Source organism: Streptococcus mitis, assembly GCF_023110375.1.
In the GTDB taxonomy this organism is placed as follows: domain Bacteria; phylum Bacillota; class Bacilli; order Lactobacillales; family Streptococcaceae; genus Streptococcus; species Streptococcus mitis_CI.
The window spans coordinates 1-22,856 of record NZ_JALDVV010000019.1; the positions used below are offsets into that span (position 1 = coordinate 1).

Sequence of the window (22,856 nt, forward strand, 5' to 3'; positions counted from 1 at the left end):
TCAAAAAAGAAAGGACAAATTTCGTCCTTTCTAGATCTTAGCTTTTATTCAACCCACTACAGTTGACAAAGAGCCCAAATTTCTTGCGGAACTCATCCATTTCTTTAGAAGTGACAATCTTATCTTGGAGTTTAAGATATTTATAACTGTTGTCGCCTGTTTTGTCACCAACCCAACCATCAGCACCACTGCCTAATACTTTCTTCGTTACAAGCATTTGGGCACCGTCTGAGTGTACAGGAATAACCAGAGCACTATCTGTTAACCAAGCTTGAGCCTTAGCATATTTAGAATAACGTTTTTGCAGATCTATTTTTTCACTATTTGCATCATCAATCAATTCTTTGTATTTATCCAATCCAACTGTTTTAATGACTGAATTGTCTGTTCCTGGTGCTACACCAAGAGAGCTTAGGAGACTTGGACCTGAAGTTGGATCAAATACATCTAGATAGGTTGATGGATCTGCATAATCTGGACTCCAACCACTATTAACATTAATGTCCCAATCAACATTATTATTTGATGTCGCTAGAACAGTCATGCTTCCCAATTCATCATCAGAAACCTGCTGAATGTCAACAACTACATTTTCAGAACCCAGCGCTTCTTCAATGGATTGCTTATAAGACTGAGCTTGATGAATAAAATCTGTCTGAGTAGATGAAACTGGAAGATCTAAATGAATTGGGAACTGGGCTCCATCAGCTTGAAGAGTTTTCTTAGCAGCTTCAAACTTAGTTTTAGCCTTGTCTACATTATGAAGTGAATCTTGCGCATCATCAAGACTGACATCTTTCCAGACATTATCCAATTTATCCAATTCTATCTTAGTTACTTGACCAAACGATTGGTCTCCAACTTGTACAAATGTTGGAGGAGTGAAACTTGTACGTAATTTACGAGGCGCCACTTCATCCCCAAACACCTGAGAAACAGCTGCTTTACGATCTGCAGCAAATGCCAAGGCTTGACGGAAATCTTTGTTTAATAAAGCTTTCTTAGTAGATGATTTCTCTGCATCACTTGTTTTAGCAGTATGATTGTATGACACACGATCAATATTAGTAGACATATAGAATACGCCACCTCTTTGTTGACTGTATACAATATTATCCTTGTACTTTTCTTTTAGACGTTCATAGTTGGCAGAGTTTTTAAAGAGAGGCGCAGCTGGATAATGTCCCTCATCAAAACCGCGTCCTAGGGAGTCTGCATCTTGACCATCAAAGAAGGATAACTTGATATCATCAATAAAGACATTTTGTTTATCCCAGTAGTTTTGATTTTTGGTCATTTCGATAGAAGATTTAGAGGTAAGTCCCTTAAGAAGGAAAGCCCCATTGTAGAGAATGCTTGTTACATCAGTAGCTTTACCAAAATCATCTCCTTTAGAAGCCAAAAAATCTCCACTTACTGGAGCTAGAACTCCCATCGTTGTCTTAGAATTCCAGAAAGATTCTGGATGGTTCAAAGTGTAAACAACAGTATAATCATCTGTTGCTTTTACACCAACAGTAGAAAAATCCGTTGTTTTCCCATTTACATAGTCATCCAATCCTTTGATAGAATCCTGTACAAGATAAAGTCCTTCTGATTTCTTATCTGCTGCATGTTTTAGACCAGTCACAAAATCCTGAGCCTTAACTTCTCCATATTCTTCGCCTTCATTGGTATACCACTTGATACCCTTACGAATTTTATAAGTATAAGTCAAACCATCTTTGGAAACAGTCCAATCTTCCGCAACTGATGGAACCAGATTCCCATATTGATCATTTTCAAGCAAGCCGTCAATAACGTTACCTGTGACCTGTTTTGTACTCTTATTACCAGAAACAGTATAATCTAGAGTCGTAGGATCTAATGAGAATACATAGGCATAAGTAACTGGTTTAGTTGCTTCTTTATTACCATTACCAGATGAACACGCTGCTAGAACAGCTGCCGAGAGTACAGCAACTCCTGCTGCTAAGAAAACACGTTTTTTCATAGTCAAACTCCTTTTATAATTTGATAGATTCATTATAGCACTTTTAAGAAGAAAAGTAAGGAAAACAATCTCAATATTATTATATTTTTCAAAAAACCAATCAATTATTTTTTTAAAGTGCTTACATCTAATTGGATGTCTTTAATTGGCTTATTTTTGTGATATAATAGTCTTATCTTTATATAGAGGTAAAGTTATGAAAGAAACTGTTTATTTTGGAACTTACACACGTCGTACTTCTCAAGGGATTTACAAGGCAGACTTTGATACAGAAACCGGTCAGCTTTCAAATCTAGAACTTTTTGCACCTGAACCTAGTCCAACCTACCTTGCCTTTGACCAGCACCAACATTTATACACTGTTGGTAGTCAAGATGACAAGGGGGGAATTGCAGCCTATCAAACTGACGGAACCTTATTAAATCATGTCGTTGAAGAAGGAGCTCCCCACTGTTATGTTGCCGTTGATGAAAAGCGTAATTTGGTCTATGCAGCCAACTACCATAAAGGACAGGTCCTTGTTTATAAACGTCAGAAAGACGGTAGTCTTCTACTTAGTGATGTTGATCAACACAGTGGCCAAGGTCCACATGAGAATCAAGCTTCTCCCCATGTTCACTTTACAGATTTAACACCTGACCACTATCTAGTGACCTGCGACTTAGGTACTGACCAAGTAATTACTTATGATCTTGATTCAGAAGGAAAATTATCTAAGCTCTATACCTATCATAGCCAGACAGGAGCAGGCTCACGCCATATTATTTTCCATAACCATTATAAAATCGCTTATCTCATTTGTGAACTCAATAGCACTATTGAAGTCTTAATCTACGATGGTGTTGGCGAATTTGAACGCATGCAAGTCATTTCAACTCTACCAGACGGTTATAAAGGCTTTAATGGTACTGCTGCTATTCGTCTCTCTAAAGATGGTAAATACCTCTATGCTTCTAACCGTGGTCATGATTCTATCGCAGTATATACAATTCTTGCGGACGGTAGCTTAGAGTTGTTAGAAATCGTTCCGACACATGGTCAGACTCCACGTGATTTTGATTTGACACCAGATCAAGAATTTGTCATTGCTGTCCATCAGGACTCTGACAATGCAACCGTCTTTAAACGCAATCCTGAAACCGGTCGTCTAGCAGAACTTTCTAACGACTTCCATGTACCAGAAGCAGTCTGCATCAGTTTTGCCCCTTAAGAAACCATAAAAAATGAACTTGGTAACTCAAGTTCATTTTTTTCTTATAGTCTATTTCCGACATTAATACGGTTAATGGCGCGTTGCAGTGCAATCTTCGCACGACGTTCTTGGTCAATCAAGTGTTTGTCTTGTGCTTCTTCAATTTCACGCTCTGCTCGAAGTTTGGCACGTTCTGCGCGACTAACGTCGATATCACGAGCACGTTCTGCAGAGTCAGCAACGATTGTGATAACACCATTAGCAACTTCGATAACGCCTCCGTTCACTGCAATCCAGTTCACATGAGTATCATCATCGATGCGTTTAACCTTTACTTCATCAACTGCTAGAACCGCAATCATATTTTCATGTCGTGGCAAGATCCCCATCTCACCATCCAGAGTTCGTACCGATACAAAGCTGGCATGGTGATCATAGACGAGGCCATCTGGTGTCACGATCTGGACAGTTAAATGTGCCATAGATCACCTCTTAAAATCCCATTTTTTCAGCCTTAGCAATAACGTCTTCGATTGAACCGACACCACGGAAGGCATCTTCTGGTAGCTGGTCATATTTCCCTTCAAGGATTTCCTTAAAGCCACGAACAGTTTCAGCTACTGGAACATAAGAACCTGGTTGACCTGTAAATTGTTCCGCAACGTTGAAGTTTTGTGACAAGAAGAACTGAATACGACGTGCACGAGCAACCAAAGTCTTTTCTTCATCAGAAAGTTCATCCATACCAAGGATGGCAATAATATCTTGCAACTCATGGTAACGTTGAAGAACACGTTTCACTTCAGCAGCTACTGCATAGTGCTCTTCTCCAACAATTTCAGGTGCCAAGGCACGTGAGCTTGAAGCAAGTGGGTCAACGGCTGGGTAAATCCCCAATTGAACCAATTTACGTTCCAAGTTAGTTGTTGAGTCCAAGTGAGCGAAGGCTGTTGCTGGCGCTGGGTCAGTATAGTCATCCGCTGGCACGTAGATGGCCTGGATAGAGGTTACAGAACCCTTCTTGGTTGAAGTGATACGTTCTTGCAATTGACCCATTTCTGTTGCGAGGGTTGGCTGATAACCAACGGCTGATGGCATACGACCCAAAAGGGCAGATACTTCTGAACCAGCCTGAGTGAAACGGAAGATATTATCGATAAAGAGAAGCACATCTTGGCCTTCCACATCACGGAAATATTCAGCAATTGTCAAACCAGTAAGTGCAACACGCATACGTGCTCCTGGTGGCTCATTCATCTGACCAAATACCATGGCTGTTTTCTCGATAACGCCTGATTCTTTCATTTCCCAGTAAAGGTCGTTTCCTTCACGAGTACGTTCCCCAACACCAGTAAATACTGAAATCCCACCGTGTTCTTGGGCAATGTTGTGAATCAATTCTTGGATTAAGACGGTTTTACCAACTCCGGCACCACCGAAAAGTCCAACCTTACCACCTTTAAGGTAAGGGGCAAGAAGATCGATAACCTTAATCCCTGTTTCTAGAATTTCTGAAGAGGTAGACAATTCATCAAAAGTTGGTGCTTTTTTATGAATTGGCTGACGCTCTGCATCTTCACCAAAAGGAGCTTCCAAGTCAATGGTATCTCCCAAAACGTTGAAGACACGTCCCAAAGTTTCTTTACCTACTGGTACAGAGATTGGACGACCTGTGTCCAATACTTCCATTCCACGAGTCAAACCATCTGTTGATTCCATGGCGATAGTACGGACCATACCATCTCCCAACTCCAAGGCTACTTCAAGGACGATTTTTGTTTTTCTTTCGTCATTTTTGTAGACGACAAGTGCATTGTTAATCTCAGGAAGTTTTTCCCCTGCTGCAAACAAGACGTCTACAACGGGACCGATAACCTGAGCAATTTTACCTGAACTCATCTCCTTCTCCTATTCTATATAAGATACTGTCGGTCCTAGCTTAACTAGGTCCTAAGTTCATTTTCATACGAGCTGGACTAGTGCCTATTCTAAGGCACTAGCTCCTGCTACGATTTCTGTAATTTCTTGTGTAATCGCCGCCTGTCTGGCACGGTTATACTGAATTGTCAAATCATTAATGACTTTCTTAGCATTATCTGTCGCTGTTTGCATGGCTGTCATACCAGCAGCATTTTCAGCTGTCTTAGCATCGATAATAGCACCATAAATCATACTTTCTGCAAACTGAGGCAACAACTGCTCCAAAATTTCTTCTCGGCTAGTTTCCAATTCAAAGGTCAAGCTGTAACTGTCATCTGCTTCATTTGGATCCAAGTCAACAATTGGAAGCATTTGTTCCACACGCATTTGACTGGTTAGCGTATTGACATGGTGGTTATAGCAGACATAGAGTTCATCAAAAAGTTCATTTTGGTACATTTCAACAGTTTTTGAAATAATCTTACGGACTTCATCAAAGCTAGGTTGGTCTGCCAAGCCACGTAGTTCATAAAGTGGTTGAATACCACGAGCCTTAAAGAAATCAGCTCCCATTCCACCAATACAGATCATTTCAAAACCTTTACCGTCTGGATGGTATTCTTCTTTCAGCTCCATAACGGCTTTCAGAATAGAGGAATTATAACCTCCAACCAAACCGCGGTCTGAAGTAATGACGATATAGCCTGTCTTCTTAACTGGGCGACTAATCAACATCGGATTGGTTGAACTACCAGCTCCATTCCCATGAAGGATATCTGTCAAGAGCTTGCGAACTTTTTGAGCGTATACTTGGAAGTTCCGAGCAGCTTCTTCAGAACGACCTAGCTTAGCAGCTGATACCATCTGCATGGCATTAGTGATTTGACTCGTATTTTTTGTTGAGGCGATTTTTGTTTTAATATCATTTAGAGATACTGCCATCTGACACCTCTATTCTTACTGGAAGCTGGTTTGATTGAGAAACTCTGTAATCGCAGCATCCAAGACTGCTTCTTCTGGCAAGTCTTTTGTATCACGAATGGTTTCCAAAATCTCTGGATGTTGAGCGTCAAAGAAGGCATGGAACTCTTCCTCGAAACGAACAATATCATCTACTGGAACAGTATCCAAGAAACCATGTGTCAAAGCATAGAGAATGGTTACTTGTTTCTCAACAGGCAATGGTTTGTGAACAGGTTGTTTCAAAACTTCAACTGTACGACGTCCACGGTTCAACTTAGCCTGTGTTGCTGCGTCCAAATCAGAACCAAACTTAGTGAAGGCTTCCAACTCACGGTATGAAGCAAGGTCGATACGAAGTGTACCAGCAACCTTTTTCATGGCTTTAATTTGTGCAGAACCACCTACACGAGATACAGATGAACCCGCGTCAATGGCTGGACGAATACCCGCATTGAAGAGACCATCACCAAGGAAGATTTGTCCATCAGTGATTGAAATCACGTTGGTTGCGATATAGGCAGAGATATCCCCTGCTTGTGTCTCGATAAACGGTAGGGCTGTAATAGATCCACCACCAAGTTCATCAGAAACTTTAGCTGAGCGCTCAAGCAAACGGCTGTGAAGGTAGAAAACATCCCCTGGGAAGGCTTCACGACCTGGAGGGCGACGAAGCAAGAGAGACAGTTCACGATAGGCTACCGCTTGTTTTGACAAATCATCATAAACGATCAAAACATGCTTACCTTGGTACATAAATTCTTCCGCCATGGCAACCCCAGCATAAGGAGCTAGGAAGAGCAATGGAGATGGTTGTGAAGCAGAGGCTGTCACAACGATTGTGTAGTCCAAGGCACCGTACTGACGCAGTGTTTCTACTTGTGTACGAACTGTTGATTCTTTTTGTCCAATCGCTACGTAGATACAGATCATGTCTTGACCTTTTTGGTTCAAGATTGTATCAATCGCAATAGTTGTTTTCCCTGTCTGACGGTCACCGATAATCAACTCACGTTGACCACGACCAATCGGTACAAGGGCGTCAATAGCTTTCAAACCAGTTTGCAATGGTTCTGATACAGACTTACGTTGCATAACACCAGGAGCTGGCGCTTCTACTGGACGAGTTTTATCAGTGTGGATTTCTCCAAGACCGTCAACTGGACGACCAAGCGGATCCACAACACGACCAATCAGACTTTCACCTACTGGGACTTCCATGATTTTACCTGTACGACGGATTGTATCGCCTTCACGGATATCTGTAAAGTCACCTAGGATGATAATACCGACGTCTGTTGACTCCAAGTTCTGAGCCATCCCATAAGAGCCGTTTTCAAAAATCAACAACTCTCCACTCATGGCATTTTCAAGGCCGTGAGCACGCGCGATACCGTCCCCGATATAGGTTACAACACCTGTTTCAGTCACATCAAAATTGGGTTTGAAATTTTCAATTTGTTGCTTAATTAAAGCGCTGATTTCTTGTGCGTTAATTGCCAAAAGAACACCACTTTCTATTTCAAATTTTCTTTAACAACTTTAAGTTGTTGTTTAATACTCACATCAATTGTCTTGTGATTGGCAAAAATGACAAAACCACCAATAAGACTTTCATCGATTTGTTCTTTTACACTCCTTACTTTAAGAGACATTTTTTTCTCAATCAAAGGGAGCAAGCGACTCTTCTGTTCATCAGTTAAAGGATGAGCTGACGTAATCGTCACTTCAAATCGATTTGTTTCTTTTTCAAGTCGGTTCAAGCAATCTACAAGAATATCATAAAAAAGATTTGCTCTGTGATTGTAGATAAGAACCTGGATAAAGTTTTGCAATAAAGGTGACACTGAGTCTTGGAAGAAAGAAATCGTTTTTTCCTTGTCAGACTCGTCTACTGCCACTTTTTTTAAAAAAGAAGGTAAGCCCGTTTCTTCTGCAACTTGCTTGATTTGATCCAAGTCTGAAAAAATCCGATCTTCTTCTCCTTTTTCAATCACCAATTGGACAAAAGGCATGCTGTATTTTTCAATTACCTTTACTGTTTTCTTGTCCATTAAGCTTCTCCTAACTGATCGATATACTGATCAATGAGTTCTTTATGGGCATGACCGTCAAGGTTTTGTGCGATGATTTTACCAGCCAAGCTGATTGTCAAATCTGCTACCTCACCCTTAACGCTTTGTAAAGCTTCAGCTTTATTTTGAGCAATTTCTTGGTTAGCTTTTTCTTTCAAGCGTCCTGCTTCTAGCTTAGCATCTGCTAAAATATTAGCTTTACTTTTCTCAGCTGTTTCTTTCGCATTCTCAATGATTGTCTTAGCTTCTTTACGGCTACCAGCCAATTCATCTTCGCGTTTTTGAGCCAATACTTCTGCTTTTTGACGTGCTTGTTCAGCTCCGTCAATATCTGCTGCAATTTTTTCTGCTCTTTGTTCGAAAATGCTAGTCAAATTTGACCAAGCGTATTTCTTAACCAAGACTAGCAAGAGAATAAAGGAACCAGCGATTAGTATAAAATCACCAAGTAATTCACCTACTGTTACATTCATAAACTACTCCTTTCTATTCTTCATCATTAATTTTATTTCCTAAGTACATCGAAGACAACAATGTAAATACATATGCTTGTACACAAGAAATAAAAACAGAAAATGCAGTCCAGATTAGATTTGTTCCAAAAGCAATAGGATACCAATAGAAGGCCTGATGAGAAAGTAGGACTAACATACTTGCCATCACTTCCCCTGCAAAGATATTACCAAAGACCCGCAATGCAAGTGAAAGGAGATTGGTAACTTCCTCCAAGAGATTCATTGGTGTCATAAAACCTGGTGTTACAAATGCTTTTAAATACTTTTTGATTCCACGACGACGAATTCCTTCTACGTGTGTCATTAAGATAATTGTAAAAGACAAGACCAAGTCAAATGACAAATTTGCTGTTGGTGAGGTCCAAAGATTTACACCATCTATAGTCTGAATTCTAGCCATTAAGCCAATATTATTTGCAATGGCCATAAATAGGAATAAACAGAAATAAAAGAGAGAATAATCCTTTATCATTGGACCAAGGTTTGATTTTGTAAATCCAACGACAAAATCAAATAAATACTCTAATACATTTTGTTTTCCTGTGGGTCTCAAAGTCATATTTCGAGTTGCCCAATAAATAAAGCCAAAAATAAGTGCTACAGTCAACAAAGTCAAAACTACTATGGTTAAATTAAAGGTAACAGGACCAATATTGATGGTTGGATTAATACTTTCTTCCATCTAAAATCCTCCCTTTTTCAATTTATACTTCTTTTATTTGATGATAAATGAAAAGACAAGAGTAACGAAGAAAGTACCTTCAATAAAGGCAACCCCTAGGATCATCAAACTACGTAGTTCTGAGATGATATCTGGTTGGCGAGCAACTGATTTCAACAAACCGTTCATCAACAAACCTTCACCAAGAGATACACCCATACAGGCAAGACATAGACCGAAAAACGTTAAATTCATGACGAATTCTCCTTTTAATTAAAATTTACTTACTTAGTCTAGTCCTAAAAATTGGATTTGTCAACTTTTTACTTACGTTGAAAGCGTTTAATGAAAATTATTTACAATTTTACTATTTTTAAGTCTATTATATAGAAAACTTTGGAAAAAACTTGTAATAAATCCGTCCATTATCTAGGTCTTTCTGAAAAATAATGAAAAATCCGAGATGAAATCTCGGATGGAAATTAATATATTTTCTTTAACCTAATGTTCTTTTAGTAAGTAGGATTAAAGGGAAAGCAACTAGAAAGCTTTCGTCTCCTGCACGCTTATTAAGCACGAACTGTGGCGCTGGTGCCATCTTCTTTATAAAGATTGATAAGTCCTTCTTTGAGAGCTCGAACCATATCTCCAGCTTGAACAGGTTGTGGAACCTTGATAGTCAAGAGTTCCATTGGATTTGGAGCGCGGTCAATTTTATTGCCTTTGGCATCATGTAAATCTTCGATATACGTTTCAAAATGACGGAAACCTGGGCCATAAAACTCAACTTGGTCGCCTTCGTTAATGACATTCCGTTGACGAATAGTTGCTATTTGTGTCGCATCATCATAAGAAACCACTTCAGCGACAAACTTATACTCAGGAATTTTACGACGAGCACCAAACAACTGCTCATTTTCAGATGGTGTACCGTAGTAGAAACCTGTTGCTAATTCACGTTGGGCAACCTTCCACATCTCATCAATCAAGTCTTGCTTAACAGCTTCAAACTTCTCTGGACTCTCTAGATAAGCATCAACAGCAGCCTTATAACAGTTAGTTACTGTTGAAACATAGTGAATAGACTTCATGCGTCCTTCGATTTTTAGACTGTCCACACCATTTTCAATCATATCTGGGATATGGTCAATCATGGACATGTCAACAGCTGACATTGAAAATTCTTCTGGGATTTCCCCTTTCAAGCTCTTACGTTCTTTCCCAAATGGCATATCATAAAGATCATACTTCCAACGGCAAGACTGAGAGCAACCACCACGGTTAGCATCACGCATACTCATGTGGTTTGAAAGAGTACAACGACCAGAGTAAGAAATACACATGGCTCCGTGGACAAAGGCTTCAATCTCAACATCTGTACGTTTGCGGATTTCAGCTAATTCTTCCATCGAAACCTCACGCGCCAAAACGACACGAGTCAAGCCCAGTTCTTTCCAGAACTCAAGGGTTTCATAGTTAGTTGCACTTGCTTGGGTAGATAGGTGGATTTCAAGACCTGGTGCTTCAGTCGCTGCAATCATGATCAAGGCTGGGTCAGATACGATAACTGCTGCAATCCCGATATCACGCAGTTTACGGAACCACTCACCAGCACCAGCTTCATTTCCTTCGTGCATAACCATATTGGCAGCTACATAGACTTTGGCACCGTACTTGGCAGCAAACTGGACACCTTCTTCCATCTGTTCGAAAGTAAAGTTTCCGGCACGGCTACGAAGACCATAGGCCTGACCACCGATAAAGACAGCATCTGCTCCATATTGAACAGCTACCTTTAGCTTCTCTAAAGTCCCTGCAGGTGATAAAACCTCAGGACGTTTTAATGTTTTTGTCATGTTTTCTCCTATTTGCAATATAAAAGTTTGACGTTTTTCCTTCTCATTTTATAGTAAATAAGCCATAAAATCAAGCCTAGACAGATTGTTTTGATAATTCTAATCTTTTAAGATTTACATAATAACTATTAAACTGTCGAAAATTAACCTAGTTTTAACAAGTAGTCAAAAAGTCTAGGAAATCAAAAACCAGTATCCAAAGATACTGGCTAGTAAAAATACATAAATGAATCCTTAGATGACTATTCCCACTCAACTGTTGCAGGTGGTTTACTTGTGATATCGTAGACGATACGGTTAACATGATCCACTTCATTTACGATACGTACTGAGATTTTTTGAAGTACTTCCCATGGAATTTTGGCAAAATCAGCAGTCATACCATCGATAGAAGTGATAGCACGGATTGCAATCGTATAGTCATAAGTACGACCGTCACCCATAACACCGACTGAACGAACGCCTGTGTTAACAGTGAAGTATTGCCAAATATCGCGGTCAAGACCTGCTTTAGCAATTTCCTCACGAAGAATAGCGTCTGATTCACGAACTGTTTCTAGCTTTTCTTCAGTGATTTCACCCATAATACGGATAGCAAGTCCTGGTCCTGGGAATGGTTGGCGCCATACGATATGGTCTGGCATACCAAGCTCTGTACCGAGGGCACGAACTTCGTCTTTATAAAGAGTGTTCAATGGTTCAATCAATTCAAACTGCATGTCTTCTGGAAGACCACCCACGTTGTGGTGTGACTTGATAGTTTGAGCTGTATCTGTACCAGATTCGATAACGTCTGTATATAAGGTGCCTTGAGCAAGGAATTTCACATCTTTGAGCTTGCTTGCTTCGTCATCAAATACATAGACAAACTCGTTACCGATGATTTTACGTTTTTGTTCAGGGTCAGAAACGCCAGCAAGTTTATCAAGGAAACGTTTAGCAGCATCTGCTTTGACGATATTCAAACCAAACTTACCACCAAGCATATCCATAACTTGATCTGCTTCACCTTTACGAAGAAGACCGTGGTCTACGAAGATACAGATTAATTGATCGCCAATAGCCTTTTGGAGAAGAACTCCAACGACAGATGAGTCAACACCACCTGATAGACCAAGAAGGACACGTTTGTCACCGACTGTTTCACGGATTTTTTGAATCTGCATGTCAATGAAGTTATCCATTGTCCAGTCGCCTTTAGCCTTACAGATGTTAAGGGCAAAGTTACGAAGGATATCATTACCGTATACAGAATGACGAACTTCTGGGTGGAATTGGATACCGTAAATGTGTTTATCTGGATTTTCGATGGCTGCGTATGGGCAGTCAGCTGATGTACCTGTACGAACAAAGTCAGCAGGAATTTCAGTAACCGCATCACCATGGCTCATCAGAACAGTCTGTTCATCAGGTGTTGATTCAAAAAGAGCTGATGGTGTGTGTGTAAGAGTTGATTGACCGTATTCACGATTTCCAGCATCACCTGCAGGGACAACCTTTCCTCCAAGTTTATGGGTTAATAACTGCATACCGTAACAGATTCCCAAAATTGGAATTCCAAGTTCGAAGATTTCTGGGTCAATATCAAATGAACCATCTTCGTATACAGAGTTTGGACCACCTGAAAGTATGATTCCTACAGGATTGATTTCACGAACTTCAGCAGCTGAAATTTTATGGCTCTTTAGTTCTGAAAAAACACCAATCTCACGGATACGGCGTGAAATCAGCTGGTTGTATTGGCTACCATAGTCCAATACGATGATTTTTTCTACATCTTGCAAATCAGTTGAAATGTTGCTCATCTTTTTCCTTTCTCAAAAGAAATATCTTTTTCCAATATTCTATCACAAATAAGGCCGAATTACCAACTAAACAAGGCTAAGATTGACTTTTTCTAGTTTATTGGGGTACAATAGAGAAAAGATAGAAATGAAGTGAAAAATATGCTACCTGCTTATATGAAAATCCACGATCAGATTAAAAAGGATATTGACGAACATCGTTGGGCCATTGGTGAGAGGTTGCCGAGTGAAAGAGATTTGGCTGAACAATTTGAGGTCAGCCGCATGACCCTCCGCCAAGCTGTATCTCTATTAGTCGAAGAAGGCGTTTTAGAGCGTCGTGTAGGAAGCGGCACCTTTGTTTCCAGTACTCGGGTACAAGAAAAGATGCGAGGGACCACCAGTTTTACTGAAATTGTTAAGTCCCAAGGCAAAATTCCCTCTAGCCAACTCATTTCCTACAGAAAAACCATTCCCAATGAACAGGAAGTTGCCAAGCTAGGAATTTCTCCAACGGAGAATATTATCCGAATGGAACGTGTTCGCTATGCCGACCAAGTTCCTCTGGTTTATGAAGTTGCTTCGATTCCTGAAAAATTCATTAAGGACTTTAAAAAAGAAGAAATCACCAGTCATTTCTTTCAAACTCTGCAAAAACACGGCTACCGTATTGGTAAATCACAGCAGACTATTTATGCTCGCCTTGCTAAAGAAAAAATTGCCCACTATTTGGAAGTTGAAAAAGGGCATGCTATTCTTGGTTTGACTCAGGTTTCTTACCTAGAAGATGGTACTGCTTTTGAATATGTAAAAAGTCAATATGTAGGCGAACGCTTTGAATTTTATCTTGAAAATAATTAGATTACTATGCAAAAACTCTCTGTCACGGACAAAGAGTCTTTTTATTTTTCTAAGAGTAAATCTTTCAAAGAAATCAGAGTTACAGCAAACAATATCATTGCCATACCAAAAAAATCAATAGGATAAAATTGTTCATTCATAATTAGGAAGGCAAAGAAAACCGCCGAGATTGGCTCAATTGAAGCCAACAAACTTGACTTAACCGGTCCAATCAGACTGGCTCCTTTTAAGAACGCTGTATAGGCAAAGACAGTTCCAATAAGGATAATGCCTGCGAACGCAAGGAGAAAATCAAGACTTGTTGGGATAGTTGCCTGTAGAACCCCTGTAAAAGGAAGGGCGACCAAACCAGCTATGACCATTCCCACACCAATGACCAAACTGCTCCCCCACTTCTTAATCAAGACTATGGGCAAAATGATATAAAGGGCGTAAGTCAGAGCAGAAAAGAGACCCCAGAATAGGCCTGCAGGTGTCATGGATAACTGGTCCAACTGCCCATGAGTGGCAATCAGGAAGGTACCTCCAATGGCTAATATGATGGAAATAATCTCTCCCAGTGTCGGTGCCACCTTATCCTTGATACAGCTATAAATCAAAATCCCAACAGGACAAACATACTGAAGCACCGTCGCGGTTCCTGCATTGGTTTCCTGAATAGAAGTTAGATAGGCAAATTGATTGAGGAAGAGGCCAATTAGAGCAAAAATAAGAAGAGACAGCAAACTCTTCTTATCCGTTAAAAAGGCCAGCATTTTATCCTTTGCAGTAACATAAGCCAAGAACATGAGAATCCCACCAGCGATTAAAAGACGCAAGTTGGTCAAAACCAGAGCCGAAATTCCGTGCGCCATCAGGTATTGGCCACTCGTTCCTGACAAGCCCCAAGCAATACCAGCCACAACTGTTAATAGAGTCCCTTTTAAACTGTTTGACATGTCTCTCCTTACTCTTCTTTGCGAATCAAGTCCATCACTTGATTGCGGTCTACAATCCATTGAGCCCTCTCATCCTTTTCATAGATACGATTCGATAGAAAAATAGCCGCTTCTTGCTTCTGACGATTCCACATGATAAAGGTACCTGTATAGCCCGTATGGTCTAGCCAATCTCCTTCCAAATTCCATGCCAAAGAACGTTCCTTGTCATCCAAAGGAGAAAAATTTTGACTCAAATCTCTTGCAAAATCATCTGCTAAATAGTGTTCTAAAAAGATTTGTAAATCCTTTACAGTCGAAAATAAACCAGCACTACCAGCATGTCTGCCCAGGAGACGAGCCTTGGGATCATGTACCACACCAGCCTCTACACCTCTAACTGTCGGAACAGCAAGCTCAACAGGTCCAAATTGGGTTTCCGTCATTCCCCAAAGATTCCAAACTTGCTCCTGTAAAATCACATCCAAGTCTTGATTAAAGATTCTTTCCAAGATAAAACCTAACAGCAAAAAATGGACATCCGAATAAAGAAAGGCTGGCTGATTTCGCCTCTTGAGATGAAACATAGCTTCCTTTAATTCATGTGCTGTTAAAAGATCACGATTGGGAATAAACGGATCAAGGTCTGTAGCGTGAGTTAAGAGCTGGCGAATAGTGATGTCTGGATAATCACTCTCAGCTAAAAAATCTGTTACCGGTCTGTCAATATCTAGTTGACCTTTTTCCCACAAGAAGGTAAAAACGGTACCTACCCCAACAACCTTGCTGACACTGGCTAGGTCATAAACCAGTCCTGGCTCAGTATCCAAGCCATGCTCTGGGGCACTCTGTCCTAAATAGAACTCCGTCCATTTATTGCCCTTAAAATACGCAAAAGAGGCTCCAGGATAAATCCCTGCCTCGATTTGTTCTTCTATTTTTTTAATAATCTTGGTCCACTTCATACTTCTTCAAACCACAATTCAACATTATTTCTATCTTTACCAAGGAAGAATTTTTCAGACTTAGGAATAAAATATTCGGTAGACTCAAACTTCTGGCGAAGACTTGCTATATCTAGTTCATTGACCAAGAACTTGAGCATAGACAAGTCCCAAGTAACCGTATTGTCCACAGTCAAATCTTGCCCCTGAGCTGGGATAAAATCAAGTGATGCCCCAATTTCAGATGATTCCAAGAAACTTTCGATATCAGTTGGAAAATGTAATTCCATAGAAATCTCAAATTTACTTAAAGAAATTGACTCCAGATCTGTTTGAAATTCAGGTTTTTCTCCTACTTCTACTAGATTTTCTCTGTCATCTTCCGCATGAATCAAAACCAAATCATCTTCTGGAGAGTAAATTTCAAAAGCGTAGCCGTTTTGACCTTTATATAATTGATGAATCGAATCTGTTTTAGATAAGAGTCCTTCAATTTCTAAGGGATTTTCCACTTTGACAATCAATCTAGCTAGTTTTTTTCTTCCCTCTACCTTACGAGTGCGCATACTTGGAGCTTCTTCTAAAACCAGCTTTTCTAGACCTGTTTGATCACCTAGTGATAGAAAGGCTGACTCTTCTAACAAGGCCTTCATGCCAAGGGTTTCTATATAAAATGTTTCATTTAATTTTCTATTATTAACTTTTAAAGTAGGAATAATCCGTACAATCTGATTTACATTCATAAATTCCTCCAACTCTTTTATTTTAAAGGATTTTAGAATTTTTTACAAGAAATTATGCTCAGATTTACCTTTTTTTCGTAAAATTTCATCTAAAAAACCGAGGATTTCCTCGGTTTCAATTTCTTATAGGTAAAGGAATTTGAAGATAGCTACTGCCGCAATTGCTGCTGCAATCGGTGCTACTACTGGTACCCAAGAGTACCACCATTTTGAATCGCCTTTGTGCTCACCAAGAACTGATTTTGGAAGGAAAGCATGAAGGAGACGTGGCCCCAAGTCACGGGCTGGGTTCAAGGCAGGTCCTGTAGGTCCACCAAGTGATGTTACCAAGGCCATAACAAGGAATCCAAGTGCCAAGTGAGCTACTGAAAGTCCTGAAGCAGTATGTGGTGCTACTTGGGCTTTGATTGCTAAATCAGAAAAGTCAACATTTTGACCTGCTTGACTAGCCATTTGTTTCATATATTGAAGCACTTCAGAACCAAAGAAGTTTTTAGTCATTCCAAGGGCTGCAAAGAAAAGAACAAATGATCCAACAAACTCATTTACAAAACCATTAACAGTTGCTGCAAAATGTGATTCTTTTGTACCATTATCCAAACTTGAAATTGTTGAGAAAGTACCCAAAATGTTGTTTGGATTTTCAGTTTTCAAGTAGTATGGGCGGTGTGTTGCCACAACCAAGGCTTGACCAAAGATAGCACCCAAAACTTGTGCGATGATATAAGGCGCAACTTGTGCCCAAGGGAAAAGACCGCTGATTGCAAGGCCAAGAGTGAAGGCTGGGTTAATGTGGTTTCCAGATACGTTACCAAACATTAATGCTGGGATCATAACCCCCATACCATAACCAACAGCGATAACGATCCAGCCACTTTGGTGACCTTTCGTACCTTTAAGTTCAACGTTGGCAACTGCACCATTTCCAAGAATGATCAAAATAGCAGTTCCCAAAAATTCAGTGGCATATTTAATTGCCCATGTGAAATCCATTTGATAGATTCTCCTTAAAATTTTTTAGACAATCCTTATTCTATCAATTTTTATATCTTTTAGCAACAGGTTTTCTAAAAGAATATATAAGAAAGCGATTTTATTTCTTATAAAAAACAAAAGGATTAAGGAGGTGCATTTCCTTAATCCGAGAGTTCTTATTCTTGACGTTGTCCGAAATCTGCAATCATCTGCTCCATTTCTTGTCGACTCGGAGTCGTCAGCATATAAAGGTAATCTCCTTGAAGTTCTGCGAAGGCCGCTGGCATGATTTTTTTAACCTTGAACTGCTGACTGTATTTGGCAAGCAAATCCTCCTCAGAATAGACATAGTGAGCATTTGCACGGCGTGATGTAGCCAAACAATACTGAGCTTCAAAATCTGACGCTGGGAACTCTTCTCCTGCGACAATGGCTGCATAGCCACGATAGAGGTCCAAGGAATGAGCAAAGTTATAAACATCAATGGTGAAACCACCTGCAGGGCGGTTATTGTACTCGATGGCAATATAATCATCCCCTTCACGGAAGAACTCGATATGGAAAAAACGTTCTTTCATACCAAATTCCTTAACAATCGCTTCACCATATTTGCGCAGTTTAGGATCCATATCCTTGAGCACATAGTAGGAATTGTCCATCTTGTAAATCATGAGATCCAGCGGTGTATAGGCGTAGTCAAAGGTTGTTGAAAAGACAATTTTTCCGTCCTTATCCACAAGACCATCAAAGGTACAGATTTCGCTGGAAGTGACAAATTTTTCAAAGAAATAAACGGTCGAATGGTCCCATTCTTGCTTGAAGTGATTGATATCGTCTTCTGTTTCAAGCTTAAAGGTCGCGGCTGCTCCCACTCCATTGTCAGGTTTGGCAATCATTGGAAGGCCGATTTCATTCACAGCTTGATCCACATTTGCTTCCGTCTTGATAACAGCTCCAGGTACCACGGGGACACCTGCTTTTTTGAAGAGTTTCTTCATTTCAGACTTAAATTTCGTCTTTTTGAGATCCTCTGGTTTGGCACCAAAAACATTGAATTGCTCACGAAGACTTGCGTCCAACTCTAACCAATATTCATTGTGGGATTCAATGCGGTCAATTGGGCCATGTTTATAAAAGAGAAAAGCAACTGCACGTTTGACTTCATCTATGTTCTCAAGATTATCTACACGGAAATACTCGGTCAGGCTATTGCGTAAAGGTTCATCCAATTGCTCGTAAGGTTCCTGACCAATTCCCAAGACGGTGATGCCTTTATTAGCTAGTTCAATGGTAAACTGTTGAAAGTTTTGTGGATAGTAGGGAGAAATAACAAGGTAATTCATAGGTAACTCCTTTTATAAATAGAGATTGCCAAGGAAATAAGGCATTTGTTTGCGCCACCATTCCCAGTCGTGAGCGACATCATGTCCCCATTCAGCAAACCAGGCTGGAATTTGTTTCTGGTCAAAGGCTTCTTTGAGCTTGAAAAAGGATGGTAAACCGTCTTGTTCCCAGGCTCCAAGCCCCGTACACAGCACAATCTCTGCCTGACGATAACGGTCAATAAACCAGCCGTCATTCTGGTTCCAAATATAATCTACTGGTGAGTTTTGGTAAATGGCATCGTCATTGTAGTAATCGCCGACAAAGAAACGTGCATCGTAAACACCACTGAGAGCAATCACCTTGGTAAAGACATCTGGATGCTGGAGAAAGAAATTGAGTGCATGATAGGCGCCCATCGAGCAACCTGTCGTCATCATGCCATCGAACCATCCTGTCTTGTGCTTGATAAAAGGAATGGCCTCCTCAATCACATAGCGTTCGTAGGCACGATGCATCTCCGCTTGGTCATGACTGTTTTTCCAAGTGGCTAACCAACTCTCACTGTCAACACTGGATAGTGTGAAGAACTGGACACGACCTTCCTCTATAAAGGAAGCACAGGCGTCAATCATGCCAAAATCATAGTATTCGTTGTGACTACCACCTGACGAAGCAAAGACCACAACTGGAATCCCAGCATGTCCATAACGGTTAAGGTACATTTCACGGTTGAGGTGACCACTCCAGTGACTGAGGTTTTCAATATGCATTGGCTTTCTCCTTTCTTAACTTACCATTTCTCTGCAAAAAATCTCAGACAGTCTGGTAAATTCTCCGACCAAGGGATTTCACTATGGATGGCACCAGACTGAACTTTCAAGACAAGATTATCTAAGTGCACCCCACCTGCTATCAAATCATGGTAATATCGAAGAGACGAATCGATATAGGCTTGTTTGATATTACCAGCCATCAGGGTCTTGTCCGTATCATCTGCTTCTTCAGTTCCAACATAGATAAAGATACGCTGGTCAGGCGATAGTTTATGGCGATCGATATAGCGGTTAAAGGCTTCTTGGTGGAGCCAGTTTGCAGATGAAAAGACACCTAGACAACCAATTTGGTCTTGGTATTCCAAACCGATAAACTGGGTAATATTGCCTCCTAGTGACGAGCCAATCATAGCCGTATGCTGGCTGTCAGCTTTAGTACGGTAGGTCTCATCGATAAATGGCTTGACCACCTCCATAACAAACTCGGCATACTCCACGCCCTTACCGCCAAATTGCTGTCCTGGGATAGGAGATTCTTGGAACTTCCAAGCCGCATACTCATTCATCCGCCCCATACCATCATTGTCAATGGCGACGACAATCATGCGACTGATATCAGGATTACGCTTAATAGCTGGGATAATCTTCCATGAATGGCCAATGAAAGACTCCTTGCTATAAAAAACATTTTGCCCGTCATGAAAGTAAACAACAGGATAAGAACGATCCGTGTCTTTCTCATAATCTTTAGGCAGAAGAACACGTACACGGCGTTCCTTACCAGTATAAGGAACCTTAAGTTTGTGTTCTTTCATTTTTAAATAAAAATAGGATTGATTCATTGTCAGAAAACTCTCTATATTCAAAATTTTATCTCATTATATCATAAAAATAGAAAAAAAGTTAGTTTTGCTTCCATTTTTTGGATTAAAAACTAACTTTTTTATTTAATTTTTCTAAATTCTTTTGGATTTTCTGAATTAGAGGAGATTGTCAATCAAGTCATCCACTTCATCTTTTTCAGCTTGAGGTGTAATCTCAGTAATCATGATTCCAGCAACTGCTCTCTCTACTAAGCCCTTAACATCCATCCGTTTTTCATACTGCTCTGCATTTTTAATCTTAGGATTGGTCTTAGGACGGTCAGGTGCAAAAATCGTACAGCAGTCTTCAAAAGGCTGGATAGAAATATCAAAGGTATCGATTGCCTGAGCGATGTCAATGATTTCCAACTTATCCATAGTAACCACGGGACGAATGATTGGAGTGCTGGTCACAGCGTTGATAGTCTGCATGCTTTCCAAGGTCTGGCTAGCTACTTGACCTAGGCTTTCCCCATTGATGATAACTAAACCATTTCGTACCTCACGAATACGATCTGTAATACGCATCATAAAACGTCGTGTCAAGGTCATGAGGTAGGCTTCTGGCGCTTTAGCCTTGATTTCCTCTTGAATCTCTGTAAAAGGAACCTCGATAAACTGGATATTTCCACCAAACTTGGTCAATTTACGGGTCAAATCTTGGGCTTTTTTGAGAGCCCCAGGACTCGTGTAAGGTGGGCTGGCAAAATGAACCGCCTCGATATCTACCCCACGCTTAAGAGCTAGATAACCTGCAACGGGTGAATCAATACCTCCTGACAACATGAGCATCCCCTTACCAGAAGTACCCACTGGCAAACCACCTGCTCCACGAATGGTTTCATAGGAAAGATAAGCGGCTTCCTCACGAATCTCCACCTGAAGAGTGATATCAGGATTTTTCATCTGGGCTTGAATAGTAGGAATTACGTCGAAAACAGCACCACCAAGGGTTTGGTTAAGTTCACGACTGTCCAATTCAAAGCTATGGTCGCTTCGTCTACTAGAGATTTTAAAGGTCATGCCTTCCTTGTAGATGTCCTGCATAATCTCTTGGACAGAAGACTTCAAAACTTCTACAGATTTTTCTACCTTATAAACAGGAGAAAAGTTTTGAATTCCAAAAACTTGTTTGAGCGATTCTGCTACTGCTGTGTAATCTGCTCCATTGAGGTATGCATGGGCACGGTCGCGATCTGCTGTTACCTTAACTTGGGGATAGATAGACAAGACGTCTGAAATATTATTGCGAAGTTTATTGATGAAACGCATACGGTTTTTGCCCTTGGTTGACAGCTCACCGTAGCGAATCATAATTTCTGAATACTGCATAAATGCTCCTATCTTACTTTTCTAGTTTGATTGTAAATCAATTTTAACTTGGTCAAAAACTGCTCGACCTGACTCATATCATTTTCAAGGTCTAGGCTAAGACGCACAGCTGACTGGGCCTTATCTTTATCCACTCCCATGGCAATCAGGGTTCCTGCAGGTTTCCCAGCCTTGGACGAACAAGCAGAGGTCGTTGAGATGAAAATATCATAGTCTTCAAAGGCGTGAACGATGACTTCACCACGAACACCCTTGATTCCAAAAGTCAGAATATGAGGAGCAAAGTCTTCCTCATCTGAAAAGACAAAAATATCTGGATAGTCCAGAAGTGCTTGACGAATCACTGCCTTCATCTGCCCTGTCTTACTAGTAAAGATATCTAGCTTTTCCATAGATAAACGGAGAGCCTTGGCTGTCGCTGCAATTCCTGCCACATTTTCAGTTGTCGAACGGTAATCACGTTCCTGACCACCACCTGTTAAAAGAGGCGTAATCTTCTTGCCAGACTTGATATAGACAAAACCAACACCACGAACTCCGTGGAACTTGTGACCAGAGAAAGTCGCGAAATCCACTCGTTCTGTCAGATACTTTTCAGTCGGAATCTTGGCAAGCGCCTGAACCGCATCAACGTGGAAGGAAATAGTCGGCTTGTCTGCTAACAGTTCTGAAATAGCCCCAATGGGCTGAACAGAACCGATTTCATTGTTCACAGCCATGACGGAAACGAGGGTCGTATCAGGTCTTATCAAATCTGCTAACGCTTCAACATCCACAAATCCTTTGTTATCAACTGGAGCAAAATCCACCTCAAACCCTTGACTTTTCAACCAGAGGGCTGATTCCTTAACTGCTGGATGTTCAATGGCTGATACAATGATGTGCTTACCAAACTGGGCTTTTTCAAAGGCCACACCCTTGATGACCCAGTTATCCCCTTCTGTTCCACCAGAAGTAAAGAAGATTTCCTCACTTTTCTTACCGATTAAATCTGCAATCTGTTGGCGCGAAGCATCTAAGATTCGTGTTGCCTGGTCTCCTAAACGATGGAGGCTAGATGGATTTCCTAAAATTTTTGAAGCGACCTGCATATAAGTTTCAAGTGCTTCAGGATAAGGCTTGGTTGTCGCCGAATTATCAAAGTAGATCATGTTTTCTCACGCTTT

Annotated in this window: 22 protein-coding genes; 2 read left to right on the top strand and 20 right to left on the bottom strand. The window is 40.6% G+C overall.

What is annotated here, in order from left to right; all coding sequences use genetic code 11:
* Window positions 1–37 precede the first annotated feature (37 nt).
* The gene (locus M1G12_RS09320; RefSeq protein ID WP_247949805.1) at window positions 38–1,993 is read right to left on the bottom strand and encodes a peptide ABC transporter substrate-binding protein; all 1,956 of its coding nucleotides are present in this window, start codon (window positions 1,991–1,993) and stop codon (window positions 38–40) included.
* A 196-nt stretch (window positions 1,994–2,189) separates the two neighbouring features.
* Between M1G12_RS09320 and M1G12_RS09325 the strand changes: the two genes are divergently transcribed.
* Window positions 2,190–3,203, top strand: coding sequence for a lactonase family protein (locus M1G12_RS09325; RefSeq protein ID WP_247949806.1), 1,014 nt, complete (start codon window positions 2,190–2,192; stop codon window positions 3,201–3,203).
* Between the two features lie 44 nt (window positions 3,204–3,247).
* Here the strand turns inward: M1G12_RS09325 and M1G12_RS09330 are convergent, their stop codons facing one another.
* From M1G12_RS09330 to guaA, 10 genes are all read right to left on the bottom strand, one after another.
* Window positions 3,248–3,667 (bottom strand): F0F1 ATP synthase subunit epsilon, encoded by a 420-nt coding sequence (locus M1G12_RS09330; RefSeq protein WP_084952943.1) that lies wholly within the window; start codon window positions 3,665–3,667, stop codon window positions 3,248–3,250.
* Between the two features lie 10 nt (window positions 3,668–3,677).
* Window positions 3,678–5,084, bottom strand: a complete 1,407-nt coding sequence (gene atpD, locus M1G12_RS09335) for a F0F1 ATP synthase subunit beta (RefSeq protein ID WP_247942596.1) — start codon at window positions 5,082–5,084, stop codon at window positions 3,678–3,680.
* A gap of 84 nt (window positions 5,085–5,168) precedes the next feature.
* The gene (locus M1G12_RS09340) at window positions 5,169–6,047 is read right to left on the bottom strand and encodes a F0F1 ATP synthase subunit gamma (RefSeq protein WP_000301224.1); all 879 of its coding nucleotides are present in this window, start codon (window positions 6,045–6,047) and stop codon (window positions 5,169–5,171) included.
* Window positions 6,048–6,062: 15 nt separating this feature from the next.
* Complete coding sequence (gene atpA / locus M1G12_RS09345; RefSeq protein WP_000996629.1) at window positions 6,063–7,568, bottom strand: F0F1 ATP synthase subunit alpha; 1,506 nt, start codon at window positions 7,566–7,568, stop codon at window positions 6,063–6,065.
* Between the two features lie 14 nt (window positions 7,569–7,582).
* On the bottom strand, window positions 7,583–8,119 hold the full coding sequence (locus M1G12_RS09350) for a F0F1 ATP synthase subunit delta (RefSeq protein WP_247949807.1): 537 nt from the start codon (window positions 8,117–8,119) through the stop codon (window positions 7,583–7,585).
* Window positions 8,119–8,613 (bottom strand): F0F1 ATP synthase subunit B, encoded by a 495-nt coding sequence (atpF, locus tag M1G12_RS09355; protein WP_247949808.1) that lies wholly within the window; start codon window positions 8,611–8,613, stop codon window positions 8,119–8,121. The genes M1G12_RS09350 and atpF overlap by 1 nt, the downstream gene beginning before the upstream one ends.
* A 13-nt stretch (window positions 8,614–8,626) precedes the next feature.
* A complete protein-coding gene (gene atpB, locus M1G12_RS09360; RefSeq protein WP_084952947.1) occupies window positions 8,627–9,337 on the bottom strand; it encodes a F0F1 ATP synthase subunit A in 711 nt (236 codons plus the stop codon).
* 33 nt (window positions 9,338–9,370) lie between these two features.
* On the bottom strand, window positions 9,371–9,571 hold the full coding sequence (locus tag M1G12_RS09365) for a F0F1 ATP synthase subunit C (protein WP_001054558.1): 201 nt from the start codon (window positions 9,569–9,571) through the stop codon (window positions 9,371–9,373).
* Window positions 9,572–9,885: 314 nt separating this feature from the next.
* A complete protein-coding gene (locus M1G12_RS09370) occupies window positions 9,886–11,172 on the bottom strand; it encodes a peptidase U32 family protein (RefSeq protein WP_084952949.1) in 1,287 nt (428 codons plus the stop codon).
* Between the two features lie 242 nt (window positions 11,173–11,414).
* Complete coding sequence (guaA, locus tag M1G12_RS09375) at window positions 11,415–12,977, bottom strand: glutamine-hydrolyzing GMP synthase (protein ID WP_084952950.1); 1,563 nt, start codon at window positions 12,975–12,977, stop codon at window positions 11,415–11,417.
* Window positions 12,978–13,118: 141 nt separating this feature from the next.
* On the opposite strand from guaA, the gene M1G12_RS09380 reads away from it, so the two are divergent.
* A complete protein-coding gene (locus tag M1G12_RS09380) occupies window positions 13,119–13,817 on the top strand; it encodes a GntR family transcriptional regulator (protein ID WP_084889273.1) in 699 nt (232 codons plus the stop codon).
* A 41-nt stretch (window positions 13,818–13,858) separates the two neighbouring features.
* On the opposite strand, the gene M1G12_RS09385 is transcribed toward M1G12_RS09380, so the two are convergent.
* From M1G12_RS09385 to M1G12_RS09425, 9 genes are all read right to left on the bottom strand, one after another.
* Window positions 13,859–14,755: a DMT family transporter gene (locus M1G12_RS09385; protein ID WP_084952955.1), complete on the bottom strand. Its 897-nt coding sequence runs from the start codon at window positions 14,753–14,755 to the stop codon at window positions 13,859–13,861.
* 8 nt (window positions 14,756–14,763) lie between these two features.
* Window positions 14,764–15,699 carry a serine hydrolase domain-containing protein gene (locus M1G12_RS09390; protein ID WP_247949809.1) on the bottom strand — a complete coding sequence of 312 codons (936 nt, stop codon included), beginning with the start codon at window positions 15,697–15,699 and terminating at the stop codon, window positions 14,764–14,766.
* Window positions 15,696–16,421 carry a CppA family protein gene (locus M1G12_RS09395; RefSeq protein WP_084865389.1) on the bottom strand — a complete coding sequence of 242 codons (726 nt, stop codon included), beginning with the start codon at window positions 16,419–16,421 and terminating at the stop codon, window positions 15,696–15,698. Before M1G12_RS09395 ends, M1G12_RS09390 begins: the two co-directional genes overlap by 4 nt.
* 123 nt (window positions 16,422–16,544) lie before the next feature.
* Window positions 16,545–17,414, bottom strand: a complete 870-nt coding sequence (gene gla / locus M1G12_RS09400) for an aquaglyceroporin Gla (protein ID WP_049491488.1) — start codon at window positions 17,412–17,414, stop codon at window positions 16,545–16,547.
* Window positions 17,415–17,572: 158 nt separating this feature from the next.
* The gene (locus M1G12_RS09405; RefSeq protein ID WP_247949810.1) at window positions 17,573–18,739 is read right to left on the bottom strand and encodes an ATP-grasp domain-containing protein; all 1,167 of its coding nucleotides are present in this window, start codon (window positions 18,737–18,739) and stop codon (window positions 17,573–17,575) included.
* A 12-nt stretch (window positions 18,740–18,751) separates the two neighbouring features.
* Window positions 18,752–19,492 (bottom strand): esterase family protein, encoded by a 741-nt coding sequence (locus M1G12_RS09410; RefSeq protein WP_247942590.1) that lies wholly within the window; start codon window positions 19,490–19,492, stop codon window positions 18,752–18,754.
* A 20-nt stretch (window positions 19,493–19,512) separates the two neighbouring features.
* Window positions 19,513–20,337, bottom strand: a complete 825-nt coding sequence (locus M1G12_RS09415; protein WP_247942589.1) for an alpha/beta hydrolase — start codon at window positions 20,335–20,337, stop codon at window positions 19,513–19,515.
* A gap of 138 nt (window positions 20,338–20,475) precedes the next feature.
* The gene (thiI, locus tag M1G12_RS09420) at window positions 20,476–21,690 is read right to left on the bottom strand and encodes a tRNA uracil 4-sulfurtransferase ThiI (protein WP_247949811.1); all 1,215 of its coding nucleotides are present in this window, start codon (window positions 21,688–21,690) and stop codon (window positions 20,476–20,478) included.
* An 8-nt stretch (window positions 21,691–21,698) separates the two neighbouring features.
* On the bottom strand, window positions 21,699–22,841 hold the full coding sequence (locus tag M1G12_RS09425) for a cysteine desulfurase family protein (protein WP_247949812.1): 1,143 nt from the start codon (window positions 22,839–22,841) through the stop codon (window positions 21,699–21,701).
* Window positions 22,842–22,856 lie beyond the last annotated feature (15 nt).

Excerpts from the sequence above, each read along its gene's own strand:
- atpD (WP_247942596.1), bottom strand. The coding sequence starts at position 5,084 with ATGAGTTCAGGTAAAATTGCTCAGGTTATCGGTCCCGTTGTAGACGTC.
- atpB (WP_084952947.1), bottom strand. The coding sequence starts at position 9,337 with ATGGAAGAAAGTATTAATCCAACCATCAATATTGGTCCTGTTACCTTT.
- atpF (WP_247949808.1), bottom strand. The coding sequence starts at position 8,613 with ATGAATGTAACAGTAGGTGAATTACTTGGTGATTTTATACTAATCGCT.
- M1G12_RS09385 (WP_084952955.1), bottom strand. The coding sequence starts at position 14,755 with ATGTCAAACAGTTTAAAAGGGACTCTATTAACAGTTGTGGCTGGTATT.
- M1G12_RS09320 (WP_247949805.1), bottom strand. The coding sequence starts at position 1,993 with ATGAAAAAACGTGTTTTCTTAGCAGCAGGAGTTGCTGTACTCTCGGCA.
- M1G12_RS09340 (WP_000301224.1), bottom strand. The coding sequence starts at position 6,047 with ATGGCAGTATCTCTAAATGATATTAAAACAAAAATCGCCTCAACAAAA.
- M1G12_RS09330 (WP_084952943.1), bottom strand. The coding sequence starts at position 3,667 with ATGGCACATTTAACTGTCCAGATCGTGACACCAGATGGCCTCGTCTAT.
- guaA (WP_084952950.1), bottom strand. The coding sequence starts at position 12,977 with ATGAGCAACATTTCAACTGATTTGCAAGATGTAGAAAAAATCATCGTA.
- M1G12_RS09370 (WP_084952949.1), bottom strand. The coding sequence starts at position 11,172 with ATGACAAAAACATTAAAACGTCCTGAGGTTTTATCACCTGCAGGGACT.
- M1G12_RS09325 (WP_247949806.1), top strand. The coding sequence starts at position 2,190 with ATGAAAGAAACTGTTTATTTTGGAACTTACACACGTCGTACTTCTCAA.
- gla (WP_049491488.1), bottom strand. The coding sequence starts at position 17,414 with ATGGATTTCACATGGGCAATTAAATATGCCACTGAATTTTTGGGAACT.
- M1G12_RS09425 (WP_247949812.1), bottom strand. The coding sequence starts at position 22,841 with ATGATCTACTTTGATAATTCGGCGACAACCAAGCCTTATCCTGAAGCA.
- M1G12_RS09350 (WP_247949807.1), bottom strand. The coding sequence starts at position 8,119 with ATGGACAAGAAAACAGTAAAGGTAATTGAAAAATACAGCATGCCTTTT.
- thiI (WP_247949811.1), bottom strand. The coding sequence starts at position 21,690 with ATGCAGTATTCAGAAATTATGATTCGCTACGGTGAGCTGTCAACCAAG.
- M1G12_RS09380 (WP_084889273.1), top strand. The coding sequence starts at position 13,119 with ATGCTACCTGCTTATATGAAAATCCACGATCAGATTAAAAAGGATATT.
- M1G12_RS09405 (WP_247949810.1), bottom strand. The coding sequence starts at position 18,739 with ATGAATTACCTTGTTATTTCTCCCTACTATCCACAAAACTTTCAACAG.
- M1G12_RS09410 (WP_247942590.1), bottom strand. The coding sequence starts at position 19,492 with ATGCATATTGAAAACCTCAGTCACTGGAGTGGTCACCTCAACCGTGAA.
- M1G12_RS09415 (WP_247942589.1), bottom strand. The coding sequence starts at position 20,337 with ATGAATCAATCCTATTTTTATTTAAAAATGAAAGAACACAAACTTAAG.
- M1G12_RS09365 (WP_001054558.1), bottom strand. The coding sequence starts at position 9,571 with ATGAATTTAACGTTTTTCGGTCTATGTCTTGCCTGTATGGGTGTATCT.
- M1G12_RS09395 (WP_084865389.1), bottom strand. The coding sequence starts at position 16,421 with ATGAATGTAAATCAGATTGTACGGATTATTCCTACTTTAAAAGTTAAT.
- M1G12_RS09390 (WP_247949809.1), bottom strand. The coding sequence starts at position 15,699 with ATGAAGTGGACCAAGATTATTAAAAAAATAGAAGAACAAATCGAGGCA.